This is a genomic window from Mycobacterium sp. NGS29, assembly GCF_059812965.1.
The window spans coordinates 1-22,531 of the sequence record NZ_JCALDR010000001.1 but is presented as its reverse complement, the minus strand read 5'-3'; the positions used below and the strand labels follow the sequence as shown (position 1 = coordinate 22,531).

Here is a 22,531-nt window from a genome sequence, read left to right as displayed (position 1 = left end):
AGGACATCAAAGAGTGCCGTAATACATTGTGCGGCAACGGGTTAACGCCATCCACAGGAGTGGCGAGACCGGGTCGCCTGGCTGCAGATAGAAACATGCCGCCAGCTTACGAGCATCGAAAATCGATTCCGAGACTTGCAATCACCCGGAAACAAAGGTCGGAAGCCCGCACCGGTCAGCCTACGGTCGTACCGCCCTCAGCGATGCGCCGCACCGCCTTGAGAAAGACATCGATCTCGTCGCGGGTGTTGTAGAACGCGAACGAGGGACGCACGGTCGCCTCCAGACCATAGCGCCGCAAAATCGGCTGGGCACAGTGATGTCCGGCACGTACCGCAATGCCCTCGGCGTTCAAGGCTTTACCGACTTCGAGCGGTTCGTGGCCGGCCAGCACGAAGGACAGCACGCTGGCTTTCTCCTGCGCGGTGCCGATCAACCGGACGCCTGGAATGTCGGCCAGGCGCGGTGTCGCGTACTCCAGTAGGGCGTGCTCGTAGGCCGCGATGCGCTCGACACCCACCTTCTCGACATAGCGCAACGCCGCCCCGAGTCCGACGGCGTCGGCGATATTGCCGGTGCCCGCCTCGAACTTGTTGGGCAGCCCCTGATACAGCGACCGCTCCAGGGTGACGTCGGCGATCATGTTGCCGCCGCCCTGCCACGGCGGCGTCTCGGCAAGAGCCTCCTCAGAGCCGTAGAGCACACCGATGCCGGTCGGACCGAAGATCTTGTGACCGGAGAACGCGAAGAAGTCGACGCCCAGCTCCGCGACGTCGATGGGTAGGTGGGGAATCGACTGGGCGCCGTCGATCAACACCCGGGCACCGTACCGATGACCCAGCTCGACGATGTTCTCGACCGGTGTGACCGTGCCGAGGGCGTTCGAGACGTGAGTCACCGCAACCAGTTTGGTTTTCGGACCGAGCAGATCCTCGAACTCCGACAGCAGCAGGTTGCCGGCCTCGTCCACCGGGGCGACCTTCAGCACCGCACCCGTCGCCTGCGAAAGCAACTGCCACGGAACGATATTGGCGTGGTGCTCGAGGTGAGTGATGACGATCTCGTCGCCGCGACCCAGATGTTTTCCACCCCACGCGTAGGCCACCAGGTTGATCGCTTCGGTGGTGCCGCGCACGAAGATGTTCTGTTCCACCCGGGGTGCGCCGATGAACCGTCGCACCGTCTCGCGGGCATCTTCGTAGGCGTCGGTGGCACGGGCGGCCAACTCGTGCGCGGCGCGGTGGATGTTGGAGTTCTCGTGGGCATAGAAGTGCGCCAGCCGGTCGATCACCGCTTGCGGCTTCTGGGTGGTGGCCGCGTTGTCGAACCAGATCAGCGGTCTGCCGTTGACCGTCTCCTGCAGGATCGGGAAGTCGGCCCGTACCGCATTGACCTCGAAGACCTCGTGGTCGTCCGGCACTTGCGGCACCGGCTCCCGCGGGGTGGCCAGGAAGTAGTAGTTGGCCTCGTCACCGGTCGGCGCTGCCGCAGGTGCGTCCGACCAGCCCAGGTCGGCCACCGTCGGCGCCTGCGGGTGCCAGCCGGGAGCCGAGCCGCGCGGGGCCACCGGCACGCTGGGTGGAGCGCCGGCCAGCACGCCGGGCACGGTCGGCACGATGCCCGTCGGCACCGCAAAGGCGCTCAGGTCGCCGACACCGGGCGGCAGGAACGGGTCGGCGACCGCGACACCGGCCGCGCCCGCGGACGGGCCCGCCGTGCTGTCCGGCACGTTGCCACGCGGCGCCACCGGCACCGTCTGCGGCGGGGTGGCTTCCGGCCCGGGTGATGTCGGCGCCGGCACGTAGATGTCGGAAAACGCGATCGCAGGCACGCCGGCGGTGAGCGGGTCGGAGGTGCCGGCTGCGGTCCGGCCAGCCGAGGTCGCGGCCGTGGTGTCGGGCAAGTTGCCGCGCGGGGCGACCGGGGCGGTCTGCGGCGGACTGTCGGGTCCCGGCCGGATGCTGGCCGCGTAGAGCTGGCTTGCCAACACCGCGAGTTCCGTGGCGCTGACTGGCAGCTCGCTTTCGGCGTCTACCGAACGGTACTCACTCGTACTCATGGAACTGGTCCACGGCGACGTCGTCGAGCACGGCAAGCGCATCGTCGGTGAGGACCGCCAAAGACGTGTACAGGGTGACCAGGTAAGTAGCGATCGCCGACTTGTTGATGCCGGTGAACCGGACCGACAAGCCCGGCGCCTGCTCGCCGACCAGGCCGGGCTGGAACAGGCCGACCACACCCTGGCGCTCCTCACCGGTGCGGGCCAGGATGATTTGCGTCTTGCCGTCCTCGACCGGGACCTTGTCCGACGGGATGAGCGGAATACCGCGCCAGGTGATGAACTGCGCGCCGAACAGGCTCACGACCACCGGCGGCACGCCACGGCGGGTGGCCTCGCGGCCGAACGCGGCGATGCCCAGCGGGTGCGCGAGGAAGAAGCTCGGAGTCTTCCAGACTTTGGTGATCAGCGAGTCCAGGTCGTCCGGCGTGGGCCGACCGCCCCGGGTCTGGATGGTCTGCTCCGGAGTCACCTGGGCCAGCAACCCGTACTCGGGGTTGTTCACCAGCTCGGACTCCTGGCGCTCCTTGATGGTCTCGATGGTCAGTCGCAGCTGCTGCGCGATCTGGTCGTGTGGGCTGGAGTAGAGGTCGGACACCCGGGTGTGGACGTCCAGCAGCGTGGAGATGCTGCGCAGCGTGTACTCGCGCGGACTGATCTCGTAGTCGACGTAGGTCTCCGGTAGCGGTTCATCAATACTGGCACCGGCCTCGGCTTTGATCGCGACCCGCTCCGGATTGACCACCCGGTTCACGCGGTAGATACCGGCTTCGACGGGCACCCAGCTCAGCAGATGCAGCAGCCAGCGCGGCGTGATCGTCGCCAGCTGCGGGACCGTCTTGGTGGCGTTGGCAAGCTGGCGTGCCGCAAGGTCGCCGAGGGCCTGGGATTCGTTCTGTGCTCCGGGATCCGACCCCTGAGTAGAAGCGGCCATCGTCGTCCTTTCCATGCGTGATCAGAACTGCGCTGGGTATCGAGCAGAGCCATCATGCCTCACAAGTTGCGTGAATGCCTGCCGAGAGTAGGCAGATGGCGACGCCGCGACAAAGAGTTAAACCTCGACTGAGCCGAACCGACTCGGGCTGGTTTCCCAGATTGTTCCCAGCCTGGCCGATTTGTCGATGCTTTATAGTGGGACGCATGCAACAGGCCGACCAGCTGCGTTTTGTCCGCACGCGCTGCATCGCCGTGATCTGTTGTTGTTGTTCCTGTTGATTTCTGACGCCCGCTGACCGCTCAGTAATCGCCGCAGCCACCGCCCGGAGGGCTCCCCTCCTCGGTGTGAGGCGCGCCACCTTCCAGGAAGAACAAGTCCCCATGACCGTTGTGTCCATCCCCGATCGTGCGCTGGCGCGTGTGACAACCCGCAGGCGCGTCCGGGTGCGGCCGGCCGACGCGCCCACCCGCATGACGCGCTACCGCGGCGGTACCTATTCACACACCGTCGACAGAATCGTGTTCAGTGACGGCACCTCCGCACGTACCGACCTGATCCGGCTCAATCCCGGCCTGCAGGCGTACTCGTTGGACTTCGCCGGAATCTCTCCGTACCACCCGTCGCCCTACCGGCTGGGCGCCTGGTCGGCATTGCCGCATCTGCACACCCGGGGCTGCGAGGCCGAAGTCGCCTGGATCCTGCGGCACTCGTTCCCGGTTTTGGCAGTGTCTGAACTGAGTGACCGACTGCGCCGGGCCGGATATCCCTTGGGAGCGGCCAACATCAGCGAACACGAGGCCATCGCAGGAACCCAGGCCGCGATCTGGCATTTCACCAACGGCATGGCCCTGGACACCCGACCGTTGAACGCACCCACCGCGGTGCACCGCGGTCCGGATTCGACGCTGACGTTCGAGTTCGACGGCCAGCCCCAGCTCGGTGGGTATGCGCTGTGGACCGCGTCCGACTCCCCCGTCACCGTAACGCTGCAAAAATCGGCCGACGGCCTGACGTGGCACGACGTCTCCGGATCGACACTGGTCACCGACGCGGGCAAGGGTCGCTACGAGCGCACCCTCGGGGTTGGCAGCACCACCTCCAGCCACCGCCACGGCCGCGGCGCCCGCGGCTACCGGTACTACCGACTACTCACCACCGCACCGGAAGCCGCGATCGACCACGTCGACTTCTGGCTGACCGGGTCCGGTCACTACCGCAATGCCGACCGCATCGTCCACCTGTACAACTACCTGCTCGCCGGGGCCTACCCGGCGCTTCGGGACGCCGAGGAACCCTTGATCGACGGCGAGGCAGTGGCCCAGGGCGGGCTCGTCGGCCCGTTCCAGGTGAGCGCACCCCTCACCTTGGCCGCCGGCAGCGGCCAGGTGATCGTCGACGCCTTCGGCGCGGTGATCGACGGAGCGGTCCGACCAGGCACCGACTTCTACGTTCGGGTCACACCGGGCCGCTCGGGAATAACGCTGCACGCAACCACGTCTGATCACGGCAGCGGACGGGTACTGACCGGGGTGGCGGTGGCCGGGCCCGCGCGGGGACTGACTCCGGTTGCTTTGACCACCCCCTCGCACGTGACAATGGAGTTCGACATCACCTGGGAAGCCGGCCAGGCCCGCACTGACACCGTTGGAGAATGTGGATGACCATTGCCGAGAACATCACCCAACTCATCGGCCACACGCCGCTGGTCCGGTTGCGCCGGGTCACCGACGGCGCGGTCGCCGACGTCGTCGCCAAGCTGGAGTCGTTCAACCCGGCCGGCAGTGTGAAAGACCGCATCGGCGTGGCGATGATCGACGCGGCCGAGAAGGCCGGCCTGATCAACGAGGACACCATCATCCTCGAGCCCACGAGTGGGAACACCGGGATCGCGCTCGCGATGGTCGCCGCTGCCCGCGGCTACAAGCTGGTGCTGACCATGCCGGAGACCATGAGCATCGAGCGCCGAATCCTGTTGCGCGCCTACGGCGCCGACCTCATCCTCACGCCTGGTTCCGAGGGCATGCCCGGGGCCATCGCCAAGGCCGAGGAACTGGCTAAAAGCGATCAGCGGTACTTCATCCCGCAGCAGTTCGAAAACCCGGCCAACCCGGCAGTACACGCGGTCACCACCGCCGAAGAAGTGTGGAAAGACACCGACGGCAAGATCGACATCTTCGTCTCCGGGGTCGGCACCGGCGGCACCATCACCGGTGTGGCACAGACCATCAAGGAGCGCAAGCCGTCGGTGCAGTTCGTCGCCGTCGAACCGGCCGCATCGCCGGTGCTGTCCGGTGGCCAGAAGGGACCGCACCCCATCCAGGGCATCGGCGCCGGCTTCGTGCCGCCGGTGCTGGATATGGGTCTGGTCGACGAGGTCGTCACCGTCGACAACGACGACGCGTTGAACCTGGCCCGACGCCTGGCTAGGGAAGAGGGGCTGTTGGTCGGCATCTCGTCGGGCGCCGCGGTGGCCGCGGCCCTCGACCTGGCCCGGCGACCGGAGAACGCCGGCAAGCTGATCGTGGTCGTCCTGCCATCGATCGGCGAGCGGTACCTGAGCACGGTGCTGTTCAAGGATCTGAGCGACTAGTCATGTTGGCGGCTATCCGGCGCGACATCCAGGCGGCCCGGGAACGCGACCCGGCCAACCCCACCGTGCTGGAGGTCGTCTTCGCCTACCCGGGCGTCCACGCCGTGTGGGGACACCGGATCACGCACTGGCTGTGGCGGCGCGGCCGGCGCCTGGCGGCCCGGACACTGGCCGAACTGAACCGCATCCTGACCGGTGTGGACATCCATCCCGGCGCCGTGCTCGGACCCGGGCTGTTCATCGACCACGCAACCGGGGTGGTGATCGGGGAAACCGCGGAAATCGGCGAGGACGTCACGATTTTCCACGGGGTCACCCTGGGTGGCACCGGCAGCGAAACCGGCAAACGTCACCCCACGATCGGTGATCGGGTCACCATCGGCGCGGGAGCAAAAGTGCTCGGCGCCATCAAGATTGGTGACGACAGCCGGATCGGCGCCAACTCCGTCGTCGTCAAGGAGGTCCCGGCCAGCGCGGTGGTCGTCGGAGTGCCCGGCCAGATCGTGAGCCGACCCGGGCCGGCCAGCGAGGACGAATCGAAGCTGCCCGACCTGGTCGGCGTCAGCCTCAAGTCGCTGCTCACCCGGGTGTCCCGGTTGGAAGGCAAATCCAACGGAGCCGCGACCGAGCGCGTCATCCGGCCCCCCGAGGCCGGCGTCTGGTACGGCGAGGATTTCTCGATCTAGGGGACCGTTGCGTCGGTGAAAGTGTTGGTGCACAAGTGAGTTCGGTTGTGATCGCAAGCATCGCGGTTGTCGCGGCGCTGGGGGGTGCCAGCGTTATCGGAGTTGCGGTCAACCGCCGATCCGGGGTGGTGCGCAAGGCCGCTGCTGCCGACGACCAGGACAATTCGGACCTGGGCCTGTCCGACACCGGGCCGACGGTGGTGCACTTCAGTGCCGAGTGGTGCGGCCCGTGCGCTGCGGTACGGCGGGTGGTCGACCAGGTGTGCGCGGAATTGCCCGAGGTGGCCCATATCGAGCTCGACATCGACCAGAATCCCGTTGCTGCCAAACGCCTTTCGGTGTTGTCGTTGCCGACTACGTTCATCTTCGACGCGTTTGGCCGGCAACAATATCGCAGCGCGGGTGTTCCGAAAGCCGCCGACCTGCAGTCGGCTCTGCGCCCGCTGATGACCGTCGATCAGGAGAGGAGCAGTTGATGTCCCCCGATGTCAACCACGTGGATGTCCGCGGGCCGCGTTTCGCCGCATGGGTCACCAGCACGGTGCTGGTGGCGACGCTGGTGGTCTCGGTGTTCAGTCAACCCGCCGCGGCCGTCCTGCTCGGCCTGCAAGCGATCGTCTTTGCGGTGAGCGCGGTACGCGGTCCGCGAAATTCTCCGTACGGATTGGTGTTCGCCAAGGTGGTGGCGCCCCGGCTCAGCCCGGCCAGTGAACGGGAACCCGTGCCGCCGTTGAAGTTTGCCCAAGTGGTCGGGCTAGTGTTCGCCGTCGCCGGGGTGATCGGGTTCGCCGCCGGGATCTCGCTGCTGGGCGTAATCGCCACCGGGTTCGCCTTATTCGCTGCGTTTCTCAACGCAGCTTTCGGCATCTGCCTCGGCTGCCAGCTGTACCCGATGGTGGCGCGCTGGCGCCGCGCCCCCGCTGCGTAGAGCGCGCTGCGCGACACACCGAGATTCGACGGTGTTTTAAGTTTTAAAGCCATATCCAATCAGCTCTTATATTCTCGGAATATGGACGAGCCTGAGTTGCGATTGCTCCGCCTATTCGTGGCTGTCGCGGAGGAACGCCACTTCGGCAATGCCGCCCGGCGGCTGCATATCGCCCAGCCACCGTTGAGCCAACAGATCCAAAAACTGGAACGTCGGCTGGGCACCGAGTTATTCGACCGGTCGCGCCGTCCCATCGAGCTCACCGACGCGGGGGAGGCGCTCTTCGCCGAGGCACGCCTTGCGCTCACCTACGCCAAGCGGGCGTACGCGGCGGCACGACGGGCCGCCAACGGCCAGCTCGGTTGTGTCTACATCGGTGCGATGCAGGCGGCAGTGAACGGCGTCCTGGCCTATGTCATGCGGGCTCATCGGCTGCAGTATCCGGACGTCAAGCTCGAACTCATCGAGCTGGGTAACGTCGAGCAGGTCGAGCAACTCGTGGATCACCGCATCGACGTCGGATTCCTGCGGGGACCGATCGACGAACCGTCGTTGACCATCCAGACGCTGATCGCCGACCCGCTCGCCGCGGTCGTCTGCGTGGACCACGCGTTGGCCGATCAAGAGCGAATCGACCCGAGACAATTAGCCCACGAACCAACCATCCTGTGGACCCGGGCCGCGGCAACCACCACCTACGCCGACGTCGTCGAGCTGTTCCGGATGTATGACATCGACCCACCGATCGTCGACGAAGTGCAGCATATCCAGACAATCCTGGCGTTGGTCGCCTCAGGTGCCGGGATCGCTTTGTTACCAACGTCTTTCATCAACCTCAATCGGAAGGATGTGCGCTTCATTCCGTTATCCGGTGAGCTGCCCCACCGCCCGCTGATCTTGGCCTGGCGCACCGTCGACCGGTCGCCGACCGTGCGCTGTTTCCTGGACGTCACACTGCAGGCATCCCCGCGCTACGTGCAAGACCTCGGAAAGCACTACCCCCAGTTGAGTACGTAGCTGGCGCGCCGGGCCTGCCGCTGAGGTAGCCCTCGGTGCGGGCGATTCGCGGGTTCCCGCTACTCGGTATTATATCTACAGCATATTTTAGTGGTCATACTTTGTCTTAGACATGATGATGTGCTCGTCATACGGTGGTCGGAGTCAACGAGCGCAGGAGATCACCGAGTGAGCGAGACTTCCACAACTGGCCCCTTTTCGTCGCTTCTGGTGGCCGACTTCTCGCACGCTCTCGCCGGACCGTTCTGCACCATGACACTCGGCGATCTCGGCGCCACGATCGTCAAAGTGGAGCGTCCGGGCGGCGATGACACTCGGGTCTGGGGTCCGCCATTTGTCGACGGCGAGAGCACCTATCACCTGGGCGTGAATCGCAACAAGCGCAGCGTCGTCCTCGACATGCGCCAATCCGAGGATCTCGATCTGGCCCGGACTCTCGCTGAGCGCGCCGACGTGCTGGTGGAGAACTTCCGGCCCGGCGTCATGGCCCGGTTCGGCTTGGACGAGCCCACAGTGCGCCGGGCGAATCCTGGCCTGGTGTACTGCAGCATCTCGGCATTCGGTGCCAACGCCGGGGCCCAGTGGGCCGGCTACGACATATCAATCCAGGCGCTGGGCGGATTGATGAGCATCACCGGACCCGATTCCGACCATCCGACGCATGTCGGCGCTGCGCTGGTGGGCTCGCTGGCGGGCATGTTCGCGACGGTCGGGATCATGGCGGGACTGCGCGATCGAGATCGTACGGGGCGCGGGCAGCACGTTGAGGTCAACCTGTTGTCCGTGATTTTGGCGGCCATGACCGACCAGTCCACCAGTTACGTTGTTGCACAACAGGTTCCCCGCACTTCGGGTGATGGTCACGCAAGCATGGCGCCTTATGGCTGCTACGCCACCGCGAAGGGCACGCTGGTGCTGGCCATCTGCAACGACAAGCAGTTCGGGCTGCTCCGCGATGTCTGGGGGCTTGCGGATGTGGCCCAGGATGAGCGGTTTCGGACCAATGAGCTGAGGGTGCGCAACAGGGCGGCCCTGCGGGAGCAATTGGAACGCGCGCTGGCAACCAACTCGGCGGTGTACTGGTCGTCGGTACTGCTGAAGAAGGGAATTCCGGCCGGCGCGGTCAACAACGTCGCCCAAGCCTTTGCCCTAGCCGAGCAGTTGGGATTGAGCCCGGTCCGCAACACCGCCGATGGAGACGACGTGGGCCGCCAAGTGGCCAGCCCAATCAATCTGTCCGCCACACCAGTGACCTACCGAACCAGAGCGCCGCGACTAGGCGAGCACAGCGACGAGATCCGTGACTGGCTTACCGACCTTGCGCTGCACGCAACCAACAAATGACTGCAGCCGACTGTTGGTTGAGCCGTCTGGTCACCACCGCGCAGGAAATGATCACGTCAGCCCGGGTTGTCGTGGTCCTCGTGGCGGCCGCGATTTTCCGGGAGAAGACCGAGCGCGGGATTCGGTTGCTCGCCGCAGTCATCGACTGCCGAGCGACGTCGCCCAGTCGCTGAGCCGACCGGTCCCCCGGAATGGCGTGCCGGTCCTTCCCGGTTCGTCACCGGCCTTGTGGGCGCGTCGATCCATGCAATCACCGAATACATTTCTAAATCCGGATACATCGCTGGATGTAATGTCATTTCAATGAATTTCCTCCCGACATCGGGTGCGTCTGGGTACCATGCGTCTGCAGTGTTGATATGCGTCACATGATCGTCTCGTGTTTCCCCGAGTCGCGTACCGCGATAGCTTTGACGAATCGGAGGTTTGTTGTGGCTACGTGGCGTGATGTTTGCCTTTACCGTCGGTCGATGCATCACCATTAGGAGGTGTGGGTCCATTAGCCCTGGCGTAGCTGTATCCCCCTCTACCCGCGCGGTTTCCCAGTCGGGCAGAAACCGGCTCCTGGCTGTGCGGGTGCCCGAGTACCGTTGACAAAACATGGCTTGAACTGCACTTATTATCCCCTGGAGGTCATGGCGCGAGGACCGTCTGGGTCGTTCGTCCTCCCGGTCGAATGGATGCGGAGTGTTTCACCAGTCGATCATTCTCACCAATCGCGTGATTATTGAAGAAACCGCGGGCGGTCGCACATAAAGCGTCCGCAGAGCATCTAGTAAAAAGCGTTCCGGGGACAAGCGATGTTGGCTTGCCCAATAGCAGCTAAAAGGAAGAAAAGAGATGATCATTTCATCTTCAGTCGAAGACCGTGCCTTTACGCTGGCGAATGTCGAGCCAGCGGCTACTCCCATCGAGCAGCTATTGCGTACCTGCGAACTCGACATCTATGGTCACCGTGGATTTGTGAGTGAAACACACAATTTCTTCCCGCACGCACCGATGCCCCAGGGCCTCCCTGCGCAGTGGTCCGTATGGGATGAGTACGTGCAACAGATACCGGACTGGTATCGAGCCGGACGAGTGTGTAAGCAGCTGGTCGACCTACCCGTCTTGGATCCGGCCGACTTGCCCGACCAATACCTGGTTCGCGCCAACATGGTTCTGGGCGTTCTGGCTCTTGGCTTCAAATATTCCTGGCAAGAGATGTTCGAAAGCGGTCAGGATGCCAGTGCGGCATTGCGGCGCCAGATTACGGCCGCGGGCGACAATGTGCTCGACCCGATCCGCCGACAAATCATCGAGCCATGGGAGGCGGTCTGGCGCCGGATGGGCCGGCACCGATCTTGCGTGGAGAGCGATCTGTTCGTCGCCAACTTCGTCTGCGCCACGGGTGCGCCCTACGCATCGAACAACATCACCGGGGACAACGCGAAGTTGCTGGTTCCGTTCTTCGCAACCCGCACCGAGCACCGATTCTGGTTCTCTGTGGTCGAAATCTGTTCTCGTTTCCCAGGGGTCAGCGCGCCACTCGAGTTGCAGCGCGCGATGCGGGCACACGATCACGCACGGGTGGCGGCCGAACTGGTTCGGCTGGCACAACTTTGGCAATCGATTGTCGAAGACGTTCTTGCTTCGGCTGACACCCGAGTCAGTGCCATCGAATGGGGCAACACCACTGCCCGCTGGACTGCCGCCATGTCGGAGGGCGAAGAAGGCTTCTCGGGATTGTTCTCCCCTGCCTGGCATGTGATGGATCAGCTCATCGGTCGCACGAAATACGACTCGTTCCTCGGCCAGATCATGATTCGGACCAGAGCGATGTTGCCACCCGCCTGGCAACAGCTCGTCGCCGCTGTCGGTGAAATGCCTGTTTCCGAATACGTCGCTGAACATCGTGCGGAGTGCGCTCAACTGGACGAGGCCTACCACTTCCTCTGTCAGAGTTATGGATACATTTTCCAGTCACATCACCGGAAGGTATTCGCGTATTCGTATCAAGCGATTCTCAGCGGTCGCGAAAGAAGCAACGGTGGAATCGAAGGCACTGCAGCGACGCCGGGTTGGGAACTTGCAAACCGGCACCTACGGGTCAGCGCCAACGAACGGCTGAGTGGGCCACGGCGAAATCATCTCCCCTTCGAGGTGTCGCCCACCTGCCATGGGAATGCCCAACTCTTGGCGTTGCCGTCGCGTGACCTCGGCTGGCTGCCGGGCGACCGTGCCGAGATCGCTGTCGAACGCGACGACGGGACATCGGTGTCGGTGCTGGCAAATTTCGTGTCCGAAGATCGCGAAAATGGCAGAACCTTCTTCTGGCTACCCGATCCGATCGAGGTCGGACGGGTCCGTTCAGTTGAGCGGCGCCCCAGCGCATTTTGCCGTCCGCCCAAGCGGCCGGCGCCTGTCGTCGTCTTCGCCGACCTGAGCTGCGTGGGCATTGCGCTGGCCATTGCACGTCACGAGTATGCGAGCACGCCGGCCATCTTCCTGGAAGGCGCGGAAATTCCGCGCGATCTTCTCCCGATGGTGAACCTCGGCACGACGATTCAACCCCACCGGGACCTCTCTGTCGTACTTCCGCGTGAGGCTCGAGACCTGCAGCGATTGCTCGATTGCGGGGCCCACGTGTACGTGCTCGGCGGTACCGCGTTCGTGCGCCGAATCCATGCCGCACTGCGTCATGCCATTGGACTGCACTCAGCCCTGGTTGACGACACGATGCGGCGATTGCGGGAAGAGCGTCGCCTGAACTTCTGCGTGCAGGTGGATTCCAGTCCGGTCGTACCGAATGCACGCTTCTATCCGTGGGATATTGCTACCGCAACCGACCCACGCCGTCGAGTGCGCGTCATTTGCAAAAGCAAAGTGCTCAACATCACGTCATTTCTCGCAATTCACCTCGGCGGCGACACGATCTTGTCAATGCTGGCCGGCACCGACATCACCAGGGAGTTCGAGATCGCGCATGGGAATGCGGCGAAGACGCTCGGGATGCCCGACGTGTTTGTCGAAGGCACAGCTGTGCCGATGCCGACTACCCTGCAACCGCTGACGGCATTCATTTATAAAGTGGTCCGCTACACCAACGCATTCGCGGTCACGCAGGCCGAGGTGCTGCGTAACAACGAAGCGGATCTCTACGTGCAGGCTTGTGGTCTATCGAATGCGCTCGAACTGTGGCCGGAAACCACCATGTGGGGTCAGGAACTTGCGGAGCAGCTGGGAATCGATTCCCAACGTCTCTCCGCCCTGACGGATATGTGCACGACGCAGCACAAGGAAACCATCGACTTCATCAAGCGATGTATGGCAGATCCGGATTCGCTTGAGCGGTGGGCAGACTATCTAGCCTGCTGTGTCGCCACGTACGAAGATTATGGCCGAATGCTGACGCTGCGGCTTTGCGACGTACTGCGGCGCGCGTACGCCGAACCCGACGGCGCCACCACTGTCGCCGAGGATGCTGCCGTGCAGATCCACGACGTGCTGGGGCGATTCGCGGCGAGTTGCTTTGACACCCTCCGATTCGGCAGGTCAACGCATGCCGAGCGTTGAAGATTTGCGCGGAAAACTTCGGGGCCGTCTGCTCGTGCCGGGCGACAAAGACTACGACTCGGCACGACGGATCTGGAACGGTCGGATCGACAAACATCCGGGCGCGATCATTCAATGCCGCGGCGTGTCCGACGTCGTCGAGACAGTGTGTTTCGCCAATGCGCAGGAGCTTCAGATTGCGGTGCGGGGCGGCGGACACAGCGTCGCCGGACACGCCATGATCGACGGGGGACTCGTTGTCGACTTGAGCGGCCTCAAGGGAGTTGTCGTTGCGCGGGAGGCCAAAACGGCGTGGGCTGAAGCGGGCCTGCTGGGAAACGAACTCGACAATGAAACACAGCAATTCGGCCTAGCGACGCCGCTCGGCACCGTTTCACATACGGGGATATCGGGCCTCACCCTGGGCGGTGGCTACGGTTGGCTGTCGCGCAGCCACGGCCTCGCCTCGGACAACCTTCTGGCGGCGAATGTGGTTACCGCCCAAGGGGATTACATCCGCACAGATCGCGACAGCCACGCAGACTTGTTCTGGGCGATCCGCGGCGGCGGCGGGAACTTCGGCATCGTCACCTCGTTCAAGTACGCACTGCATGACGTGGGACCGGACGTGTTCGGCGGATCGATCGCATTTCCGATCGCAGACGCAGCGACGATCCTCGATTTCTATCGGGACTTCACTCAGGGTTGCAACGATGACGTGACGCTCTATCTCTATTTCATGCATCTCGACGGTGAGTTCGCTTGTGTGCTGACGCTGCTGTCCAGCCTTTCCGCCGGGGACAACGACCGGTTGGCTGGGTGCCTGCGCTCGCTCGGCACGCCCATCCGGGACCAAATCGGCCTGGTGCGTTACTCGGCGTTGCAAAGCATGCTCGACAATGATGTGCCGCATGGCGGGCAATACTATTGGCGTGCCGGCTACCTGGGTGAGGGATCGCTGACCAGCACGGCGACGAAAACCCTCATAGAGAACTTGGCGCAGATTACGTCGCCACAAAGTCTGGTTTCACTGGAGCACGTGGGCGGACAGATCAACCGCGTCGCATCATCGGAAACTGCTTTCCCCCATCGAGATGCGGCCTACAACCTCCTCATTTGTTCGGCGTGGTCGCGCGGACAGGAATCTGCGCGCCATGTGCGGTATGCCGACGATTTCTGGCAGGCGATGTCGCCCTACCTGTTAGGCAAAGCGCTTTACCAAAATTACGGAAGCGGCGATGCGCGCGCGATCTACGCCGGCAACTACACAAGGCTGGCCGAACTGAAACTCAGATTTGATCCGCACCAACGATTCAGCGGCAACAGACAGTTCGCCGACATCTAGAAAGGCACCATGCTGTGAACGCCACCCACTTCTATTCAACCTTTGAAGGCCTCATGCAGTCGGCCCTCGAAAAGGGCTTGGAAGATTTCCGGCAGAGCAAATTCCTTGACTACTGCAGGGAGTACCACGACTTTCTCTGGGCGGACGAGCAGTACACGCACGTCCACCGCAAGCGGCTGCCGCACGCGCCGTACGAATTCGCGGCACGCTTCGTCGGAATACCGATGATGAACCTCCTGCTGCAGATGGGTGTTCACACCAACGCCTGGTTCCCCGGTTACTACGACATCGAAGATGAATACACGAACGGTCGTCAACCGCCACGGCATCCGAGCGGCCGTGTTTCACAAATGGTTCTGTTCGCCAACAGTGACGCGGGCTTGGAAAAATTATGCATGGTGACGATCACCTTCCAAATTCTGCACACCGATCTGGACGGCGACTTCGGCTTCAAGGTGCCCGAGGTGTCGATTGTCGAGACGTACTGCGATGAGCCGGAAAACTATGTCCGCCTGATCGGCCCCAACGATCCTGTCGAGGAATATCATCTGCTGGGCGAATCGTGGGTGATCTGAGGAAGACTCGCCCGCGCCGCCGCCGTGTCGTTCAGTCGAATTGCACCGGATAGGTTCAATTCGACGACGATTCAGAAGGTTTCGGCGCTGACCAGCCCTACGGGGCGTTAATGTACCGACGGAAGTCGACACGTCGGGCACTCTCGTACAGTGCGGATCGAGATCGCGGCATCGTCCGACGTGTCTGTGCTGCAACACTACTCGTCGTCGATCATGCCGAAAGATATGAGCAGTGCGTACTGATACCTAACAGTCTGTACTGCAGTGATATTCACATACCCCGCCTGTGACGAGTCCGGGCTGCCAGCCGTGTCGTTGCGCGTTTGTCCGATCGAAAGCTGTTGCGGCATAACACTAGTCAAATCAGATGATCTTCGGCAGATCTGCATCAACCTGGTCCGGGATGCGGTACAGTGCACGCATGCAAACCCAAAATGTAGAGAAGACAAAGACTTTCGAAGATCTCATCGCAGAGGCCATGGCTGCGCCTACGCCGGGTTGGGATTTCTCGTGGCTCGAAGGCCGCGCCACGGAGGAACGCCCATCCTGGGGGTATCAGCGATTGATGAGCGAGCGATTGGCCGGCGCGTCAGCGGCGTTGGATCTGCAGACCGGATGTGGCGAGGTGCTGGCGGGGGCGGAGAAGTTTCCGCCGACCATGGCCGCCACCGAATGGTATCCGCCCAACGTAGCCCTTGCGACAAAAATCTTGCATCCGCGCGGCGTGGTGCTGGTCGCCACCAGCGACGAGCCGGTCCTGCCATTCGCCGACGAGGCGTTTGACCTGGTAACCAGCCGCCACCCGCACGACGTCGGGGGCTGGTGGACTGAGATCGCGCGCGTGCTCACGCCCGGCGGCACCTATTTCGCCCAACACAACGGTGCCGACACGATGGTCGAACTCATCGAGTTCTTCCTCGGGCCGCAGCCCGGTGCAGGGGCCGAGCGCCAGCCCGAGGTCGAAAAGCGGCAGGCGGAGGCGGCCGGGCTGGAGATCGTCGATCAGCGGTTGGAGCGGCTGCGCGTGGAGTTCTTCGACATCGGGGCAGTTATCTATTGGCTGCGCAAGGTGATCTGGGCGGTCCCCGACTTCACCATCGAACGCTACTCTGACCGCCTGTTCGAACTTCACCAATCTATGCAGGACAACGGTCCCTTCGTCACGCGCTCCGTTCGCATGCTCGTTGAAGCCCGCAAGCCCGATCACTATCGCCCGGGAAGTGCGTGAGCATCTTCTCCGAATAGGTGCAGCGCGGTCGTTCCCGCGGCGTCGGGCCTGATTAGTCAGAGGCCGGCGTCGCGGGTGACCCGAGCGAAGCGGCTGTCGGGCGCACCGGCATCCCGTACCGCCGCGACATCACCGACGATGTCGACGTCGTCCAGAACCTCCACGAGGTCGACCTCGATCCCGTTGTCGCGCAATGCTTTCAGCGTGAGATTACCGGTGTCGGCTTGGGACATCGGCACGCTACGCAAACATTCGGCGTCGGTGGGTGCCTGCAGTCCGAGCACCCACCAACCGCCGTCCCGCGCGGGCCCCAGCACGGCCTGAGCACGAAGTAGGCGTTGCGCGCAACTGGTCAGCAGCGGCGCGGTCACCTGAGGCGTGTCCATTCCGATCTGCAGCACCGCGTGCCCCGCGGCGCCTGCGTCGGCGTGCGCATTGGCGAGCCTGTCGGCGAAGTCCACCCCGCGTTGCCCGATCACCCTGAAGGACTCGAGCCGACGGCGGATCTCGTCGCCTCGGGCGGCCGCGTCCAAGTCGCCGACCAGTGCCACCACCGTGGCTGCCACCGGTGTCGCGGCCACCGCATCCAGCGTGTCCAGCAGCGCGGCGGCGGCGATCTCGGCGGCGGTCTGTTCGCCGACGGATGCGGCCAGGCGAGTCTTGGCACGGCCGGGCTCCGGCGCCTTGGCGACCACCAGCAGGGTCACCGGCATCGCCGTCATGAAATCACCTTCCAGAAATCCAGCACGGCGGTGATGCTGCCCCGCAGCGAACCGCTGACCTTCGATTTGCCGCCCGTGCGGGGGCCGTAACTGACGTCGAGTTCGACCACGCGCCAACCGGCGGCCGCGGCGCGGACCAGCAACTCCAGCGGATAGCCCGAGCGCCGATCCACGACACCCAGATTCAGCAACGCTTCCCGGCGGCCGACCCGCATCGGCGCGATGTCGTGCACCGGCAGGCCGTGCCGGGTCCGCAACCGCCAGCTCATCACCACGGTGCCGATCCGGGCGACCCACGGCCAGTGCAGCCCGGGCACCGGTCGCCGCCGGCCGATCACCAGGTCGGCACCGCGACCCAGTTCGTCGACCAGCCGAGGCAGGTCGGCGGCGTTCATCGAACCGTCGGCGTCGATGACCGCCACGATCGAGGTAGTCGCGGCGACGACTCCCGCGTGCACCGCCGAGCCGTAACCCGGCTGCGGTTCGACGACCACGTCCGCACCGTGGCGGCGAGCCACCCCGGCGGTGTCGTCGGTGCTGTTGTTGTCGACGACCAGCGCCCGGTAGCCGGCCGGAATGGCGGCAAGCACCGCCGGCAGCGACTCCTCCTCATCGAGGCAGGGCAACACCACCGTCACCTCGGGCGCCATCGGGTTAGCCAATGTGACCTACCGCCTGCTGGCGCAGCGGGGCGAACGCGAAGTCGCGCAGCCCCACGAGCGGGTCGACGGCCGCTCTGAAGCCCAGCACCTCGGCGGCCCGGCCGGGGTCGGCGACGATATGCCGAACGTCGCCACTGCGGTACTGGCCGGTGACGACCGGGGTGAACTCGCAACCGCGGGCATCGCACAGCGCGTTGGCCACCTCGAGGATCGAGATGGGCCGTCCGGAGCAGACGTTGACCGCCGTGAAATCGCCGCGATCGGTCGTGCAGTCGGTCACTGCCGCCAGGTTCGCGGCGGCGATGTCGTCAACGTGAACGAAGTCGCGCATCTGGCCACCATCCTCGAATACCCTTGGTGCCGCACCATTTTCGAGTGACGAGCGGAAGATCGCCGCGACACCGGAATACGGGGTGTCGCGGGGCATTCCGGGACCGTAGACGTTGTGGTAGCGCAGCGCCACCACTGAACCGCCGGCCGATTCCGACCAGGCCAGCGCGTAGTGCTCCTGCGCGGTCTTGCTCGCCGCGTACAGGCTGCGCGGGCGCAGAGGTGCGTCCTCGTCGACCAGTCGCCACTGCAGTTGCTCACCGCCCACCGGACACCTGTGCTCGAATATGGCGGCGTCCAGGTCCGCCGGGCGGCGTGGTAGCGGATCGACCGGTCCGTGCTCGGGGCACGCGTAGCGCCCCTGCCCGTACACCACCATCGACGAAGCAAGCACCAAACGTCGGATCCCGGCGGCGTACATCTGCGCCAGCAGTACCGCGGTGCCGAAGTCGTTGTGGCCGCCGTAGGCGGGCGCGTCGGCGGCGTTCACCCCGGCGCCGACCATCGCAGCCTGATGACATACCAGATCGACACCGGTGAGCAGCGGGGCCAACGCCTCGCCGTCCCGGACGTCGACCCGGTGGCATCCCGACGGCAACTGCGCATCGACACCATGGGCAGCCGGCAACAGGAGGTCGACGCCCACCACCTCGTGGCCGGCGGCGCGCAGAGCGGCGCCCACCCGGGACCCGATGAATCCGGCGGCCCCGGTCAGCAATATCCTCACGGCTGCGCCAGCGGCACGCGGGGGTTGAACAACTCCATGTTCTCCTCGTCGTTCTCGTCGGACCAGCCCCACCGTACGTGTCCGCGTGGGCCGGCCGCCAAAGTGCTTGCTGCGTGGGAGATCTCGACTCCTTTCGGCCGCGCGGCAGCGACCCGGCGCGGTGTGGTGGGTTACCACGCTGCCGTCACGGCGAATCCGGGTGTGACGCCCGCGGCAGGGTGGCTGCGGGGCTGACCGCTCGCGGCTCGTCGGCAAGCCCGAACAGCGCGCGGTCACCTGTCATCCGTCCCCTGTGCCCGACTCCGCCTGATACGAAACACCTGATCACAGGGTTGTGGCGAGCCGCGAGCGAAAATTGCGTGTTTTGAAATCAAGCTGACGGCAATCCACCCGGCGCTCGGTTCCGAATACCGGATGAATGCACCCACGACGCGAACGGCATGGTGATGTACGTCTTCAGAACAACCCGGACAGCGCCGGTGACCCCGCTGGCCACGGACGCTCTGCGAGTTCCACAGTGAGCGTCGACGCGCGCGAGGCGGTGTCCAGATCAGCCGATTTGATCTATCGCTCGGCTGCAGCAGGCCGCTTGTGCTGGGCGCGGGACCATCGCGGCCAGCGCCGCGATCTGCCGATGGTGCGCTGGCTGGGTGGGCAGCAGACCACGCCGCAGGACCGGCTCGCTGACGAGCACGTCCTGGGCCTGTGCTCGCCCCGGCCCACTCTCGATGTGGGTTGTGGCCCGGGACGATTCACCGCAACGCTGCAGGAGCGCGGCCTACCTGCACTCGGAGTCGACAGTTCAGCGGCCGCGGTCGAGATGACACGACGTCGCGGGGGCGCCGCGATTCGGCGCGACTTGTTCGCCCCGATGCCGGCCGAGGGCAGCTGGCAGCAGATCCTGTTGATTGACGGCAACATTGGCATCGGCGGGAACCCGGTCCGGACTCTCAGACGGGCCGCCGACCTGCTCGCCCCCGGCGGTGTCGTGATCGCCGAGATCGATTCGCCGACGACCACGGTCTGCTTCGAGATCCTGCGTTGGGAAACCGAACATCATCTCGGCCAATGGTTTCCGTGGTCGCGCGTCGGAATCCAGGCGCTCGGTGGGATCGCTTACGCCGCCGAATTCTTCGTCACTGAGGTGATTGAAGTGCACGGTCGGGTGTTCGCCGTCCTGACGGATGCAGCGCGTCGGCGGTTCGGCGCCAGCGCCGGCATCCCCGCTTGAAGCCTTTATCATCAAGGCACTGAAACTGCTGTGACAGAAACTGATTCGCCACCCGAGAACGGGGCGCGTCACGCATTTCCGGCTCCGCTGTGGCGCGCACTGGAGCGCCACCCTCCCCCGGGAACGCGTCGGCTGCAACTCTTTCGCAGCCCTCTGCGCGGCCCGTGGCTGACGTCGGTGTTCGGTGCAGCGCTGCTGATCGGGTTACCGGTGGTGATCCTGACCGGCCTGCTGTCCTATGTCGCCTACGGTCCACAGTTCGGTCAGGCGTTCCCGCAGGATGTGGGTTGGCTCAAGCTACCGACCTTCGATTGGCCGAGCCGGCCATCATGGCTGTACCGGCTGACTCAGGGCGTGCACGTCGGTCTGGGCCTGATACTCGTGCCGGTGGTGTTGGCCAAGCTCTGGTCGGTGATTCCGCGGCTGTTCGCGTGGCCGCCGCTACGCTCGATCGCGCAACTGCTGGAGCGGGTGTCGTTGTTGATGCTGGTGGGCGGCATCCTCTTCGAACTCGCCACCGGGGTGCTCAACATCCAGTACGACTACCTCTTCGGATTCAGCTTCTACACCGCGCACTATTACGGGGCGTGGGTGTTCATCGCCGGCTTCGTCGTCCATGTAGTGATCAAATGGCCAAAGATGTTGGCCGGACTACGGTCTCGGTCAATTCGCGAGATATTGCGCACCTCGCGCGCCGACACCCGTCCGGAACCTCCCGACGTCAGCGGGCTGGTGGCCGCCGACCCCGCTCCCCCCACGCTGAGTCGCCGCGGGGCACTTGGCCTGGTCTCCGGCGGGGCGCTGTTCGTCGCCGCACTCACCGCAGGCCAGACCCTCGGTGGCGGCATCCGCAGGACGGCCCTGCTGTTGCCGCGGGGACGCAGCCGCGACGGTGATTTCCAGGTCAACAGAACCGCTGCGGCCGCGGCCATCACGCCCGCCGACACGGGCGCGGACTGGCGGCTCACCCTGCGCGGGCCGGGACGAAAGCTCATAATGGACAGGGCCGCCCTCCAGTCGATGGCGCAATACACCGCCGAACTGCCGATCGCCTGCGTCGAAGGGTGGTCGACGACGCAGACGTGGACCGGAGTCCGCCTGGCTGATCTGGCCGCACTGGTCGGGACGCCGAACCCCACCCGGGCCACGGTGCGATCGCTGGAACGCGCCGGTGCCTTCAATCAGGCCGTGCTGCAGGCCAACCAGATCGGCAATCCCGACTCGCTGCTGGCGCTTCGGGTCAACGGCGCTGACCTGTCGCCGGACCACGGCTATCCCGCGCGCATCATCGTGCCCGCGCTGCCGGGGGTGCACAACACCAAGTGGGTACGGTCCATCGACTTCGGGGCATCCTGAAATGCGTGCCCAGTTCACCGCGTGCTACGGGGCCGACCCACTGCATCTCCTAGGCACGGTCGCGGCGTTGGCGTTGGCAGGTTATGTCGTAATCCTGTTGGGCCCGAACGGGCTATGGAATTCCAGCGTCTGGTGGCAATCGATCGGCGTCTGGTTCCTGGCTGCGATCGTTGCACACGATCTCATCCTGTTTCCGCTCTACGCGCTGGCCGACCGGTCGCTGATCAAAGCCCTTGCCGCCGTGCGTATTCAACGTTCAGCGCCCGCGCCGCGCGTCTCGCCGCTCAACTACCTGCGCGTTCCGACCCTGGCCGCGGGACTGTCGCTACTACTGTTCTTCCCCGGCATCATCGAGCAGGGTGGGCCGAGCTATGCCGCGGCCACCGGGCAGGATCAGCAACCCTTCCTTGGGCGCTGGCTGCTGCTCGTCGCCGCGGTATACGGACTCAGCGCGCTGGCCTACGCCGCTCGCCTCGCAATACTGGGGCGTCGCGCGAAATCGACCGACCTCACCGTCTGACCATGGCCATAAGGTGGGGTGTTGTGAAAACCGGCCGTCGCGAAGTCATCGCGGTCTCGCTGGGCATCGTGCTGGTGGTCGCGGCTTTCCTGGTGCCCTTCCTGCACCTGGGCATCGTCACACCGCTGAAGAACAGTTCGGCGCAGGCGATCCACGCGGTCGCCGACACCGCACCGATCTTCGGCTGGTGGAAAGCCCATGTGGGCTGGGGCAGCATCGCCGCGCTCGCGATCGGTCTTGCCGCGGTCATCTGGGGGACCGGCCTGGCGCAGCGATTGTCGTGGCGGACGCTCACGCTCGCCACGTGGGCCACGTCGTGCGGGTGGGCGTTCGCGCTGGCGATGATCGACGGCTGGCAACTCGGGTTCGCGGGACGGCTGGTCGCCCAACACGAATATCTGCGGCAGGTACCGGCCGTCACCGACATCCCGGAGATGTTGCGGACGTTCGCCAGCCGCATTGTGGACTTCCAGCCGAACTCGTGGATCACCCACGTCTCCGGCCATCCCCCCGGCGCCCTGCTCACCTTCGTCTGGCTGGACCGCATCGGACTGGGGGGTGGTGCGTGGGCGGGTGCGTTCTGCCTGCTGGTCGGGTCGAGCGCGGCCGCCGCCGTGATCGTCGCGGTGCGCGCCGTGGCCGACGAGCCGACCGCCCGGTTGGCCGCGCCGTTCGTTGCGGTCGCGCCGACCGCGATCTGGATCGCGGTGTCCGCCGATGGCTACTTCACCGGTGTCGCC

Annotated in this window: 20 protein-coding genes and 1 pseudogene; 16 read left to right on the top strand and 5 right to left on the bottom strand. The window is 64.7% G+C overall.

Annotated elements, in window-relative coordinates:
* Positions 1-175: 175 nt before the first annotated feature.
* Complete coding sequence (locus AC5Y5Z_RS00105) at positions 176-2,059, bottom strand: family 2A encapsulin nanocompartment cargo protein cysteine desulfurase (protein WP_499922655.1); 1,884 nt, start codon at positions 2,057-2,059, stop codon at positions 176-178.
* Entirely contained in the window at positions 2,046-2,993 is a 948-nt protein-coding gene (locus tag AC5Y5Z_RS00100; protein ID WP_463824747.1) for a family 2A encapsulin nanocompartment shell protein, read from the bottom strand. Before AC5Y5Z_RS00100 ends, AC5Y5Z_RS00105 begins: the two co-directional genes overlap by 14 nt.
* A gap of 383 nt (positions 2,994-3,376) precedes the next feature.
* Between AC5Y5Z_RS00100 and AC5Y5Z_RS00095 the strand changes: the two genes are divergently transcribed.
* The 12 genes from AC5Y5Z_RS00095 to AC5Y5Z_RS00040 all read left to right on the top strand — a co-directional run bounded on the left by AC5Y5Z_RS00095 (position 3,377) and on the right by AC5Y5Z_RS00040 (position 16,243).
* The gene (locus AC5Y5Z_RS00095) at positions 3,377-4,657 is read left to right on the top strand and encodes a thioester domain-containing protein (RefSeq protein ID WP_463824748.1); all 1,281 of its coding nucleotides are present in this window, start codon (positions 3,377-3,379) and stop codon (positions 4,655-4,657) included.
* Entirely contained in the window at positions 4,654-5,586 is a 933-nt protein-coding gene (gene cysK, locus AC5Y5Z_RS00090; protein ID WP_463824749.1) for a cysteine synthase A, read from the top strand. Before AC5Y5Z_RS00095 ends, cysK begins: the two co-directional genes overlap by 4 nt.
* Before the next feature lie 2 nt (positions 5,587-5,588).
* A complete protein-coding gene (gene cysE, locus AC5Y5Z_RS00085) occupies positions 5,589-6,272 on the top strand; it encodes a serine O-acetyltransferase (RefSeq protein ID WP_463824750.1) in 684 nt (227 codons plus the stop codon).
* A 35-nt stretch (positions 6,273-6,307) separates the two neighbouring features.
* A complete protein-coding gene (locus tag AC5Y5Z_RS00080; protein ID WP_499922652.1) occupies positions 6,308-6,748 on the top strand; it encodes a thioredoxin family protein in 441 nt (146 codons plus the stop codon).
* On the top strand, positions 6,748-7,200 hold the full coding sequence (locus AC5Y5Z_RS00075; protein ID WP_463824752.1) for a DUF4395 domain-containing protein: 453 nt from the start codon (positions 6,748-6,750) through the stop codon (positions 7,198-7,200). Before AC5Y5Z_RS00080 ends, AC5Y5Z_RS00075 begins: the two co-directional genes overlap by 1 nt.
* Positions 7,201-7,281: 81 nt before the next feature.
* The gene (locus AC5Y5Z_RS00070) at positions 7,282-8,217 is read left to right on the top strand and encodes a LysR family transcriptional regulator (protein ID WP_463824753.1); all 936 of its coding nucleotides are present in this window, start codon (positions 7,282-7,284) and stop codon (positions 8,215-8,217) included.
* A 168-nt stretch (positions 8,218-8,385) separates the two neighbouring features.
* Positions 8,386-9,561 (top strand): CaiB/BaiF CoA transferase family protein, encoded by a 1,176-nt coding sequence (locus AC5Y5Z_RS00065; protein ID WP_499922650.1) that lies wholly within the window; start codon positions 8,386-8,388, stop codon positions 9,559-9,561.
* On the top strand, positions 9,558-9,734 hold the full coding sequence (locus tag AC5Y5Z_RS00060) for a hypothetical protein (RefSeq protein WP_499922649.1): 177 nt from the start codon (positions 9,558-9,560) through the stop codon (positions 9,732-9,734). Before AC5Y5Z_RS00065 ends, AC5Y5Z_RS00060 begins: the two co-directional genes overlap by 4 nt.
* Before the next feature lie 667 nt (positions 9,735-10,401).
* A complete protein-coding gene (locus AC5Y5Z_RS00055; protein ID WP_499922647.1) occupies positions 10,402-13,116 on the top strand; it encodes a cytochrome b5 domain-containing protein in 2,715 nt (904 codons plus the stop codon).
* A complete protein-coding gene (locus AC5Y5Z_RS00050) occupies positions 13,103-14,440 on the top strand; it encodes an FAD-binding oxidoreductase (RefSeq protein WP_499922645.1) in 1,338 nt (445 codons plus the stop codon). Before AC5Y5Z_RS00055 ends, AC5Y5Z_RS00050 begins: the two co-directional genes overlap by 14 nt.
* 14 nt (positions 14,441-14,454) lie before the next feature.
* On the top strand, positions 14,455-15,015 hold the full coding sequence (locus AC5Y5Z_RS00045; RefSeq protein ID WP_499922644.1) for a hypothetical protein: 561 nt from the start codon (positions 14,455-14,457) through the stop codon (positions 15,013-15,015).
* 421 nt (positions 15,016-15,436) lie between these two features.
* Positions 15,437-16,243 carry a methyltransferase domain-containing protein gene (locus tag AC5Y5Z_RS00040; protein WP_463824936.1) on the top strand — a complete coding sequence of 269 codons (807 nt, stop codon included), beginning with the start codon at positions 15,437-15,439 and terminating at the stop codon, positions 16,241-16,243.
* A gap of 56 nt (positions 16,244-16,299) precedes the next feature.
* Here AC5Y5Z_RS00040 and AC5Y5Z_RS00035 read toward each other — a convergent pair whose 3' ends face one another.
* From AC5Y5Z_RS00035 to AC5Y5Z_RS00025, 3 genes are read right to left on the bottom strand one after another with little or no spacing between them, the layout of a single operon-like run.
* Complete coding sequence (locus AC5Y5Z_RS00035; RefSeq protein ID WP_499922642.1) at positions 16,300-16,965, bottom strand: TIGR04282 family arsenosugar biosynthesis glycosyltransferase; 666 nt, start codon at positions 16,963-16,965, stop codon at positions 16,300-16,302.
* Positions 16,962-17,615, bottom strand: coding sequence for a glycosyltransferase family 2 protein (locus AC5Y5Z_RS00030; protein WP_463824759.1), 654 nt, complete (start codon positions 17,613-17,615; stop codon positions 16,962-16,964). Before AC5Y5Z_RS00030 ends, AC5Y5Z_RS00035 begins: the two co-directional genes overlap by 4 nt.
* Positions 17,616-17,619: 4 nt before the next feature.
* On the bottom strand, positions 17,620-18,684 hold the full coding sequence (locus AC5Y5Z_RS00025) for an NAD-dependent epimerase/dehydratase family protein (RefSeq protein ID WP_499922640.1): 1,065 nt from the start codon (positions 18,682-18,684) through the stop codon (positions 17,620-17,622).
* A gap of 517 nt (positions 18,685-19,201) precedes the next feature.
* On the opposite strand from AC5Y5Z_RS00025, the gene AC5Y5Z_RS00020 reads away from it, so the two are divergent.
* The 4 genes and pseudogenes from AC5Y5Z_RS00020 to AC5Y5Z_RS00005 form a co-directional block, all read left to right on the top strand.
* Entirely contained in the window at positions 19,202-19,915 is a 714-nt protein-coding gene (locus AC5Y5Z_RS00020) for a methyltransferase domain-containing protein (protein ID WP_463824761.1), read from the top strand.
* A gap of 99 nt (positions 19,916-20,014) precedes the next feature.
* Positions 20,015-21,271 carry a molybdopterin-dependent oxidoreductase gene (locus AC5Y5Z_RS00015; protein ID WP_499923149.1) on the top strand — a complete coding sequence of 419 codons (1,257 nt, stop codon included), beginning with the start codon at positions 20,015-20,017 and terminating at the stop codon, positions 21,269-21,271.
* 1 nt (position 21,272) lies between these two features.
* Complete coding sequence (locus tag AC5Y5Z_RS00010) at positions 21,273-21,791, top strand: hypothetical protein (RefSeq protein ID WP_499922637.1); 519 nt, start codon at positions 21,273-21,275, stop codon at positions 21,789-21,791.
* A 23-nt stretch (positions 21,792-21,814) separates the two neighbouring features.
* Positions 21,815-22,531: pseudogene (locus AC5Y5Z_RS00005) on the top strand (hypothetical protein); the annotation flags it as partial.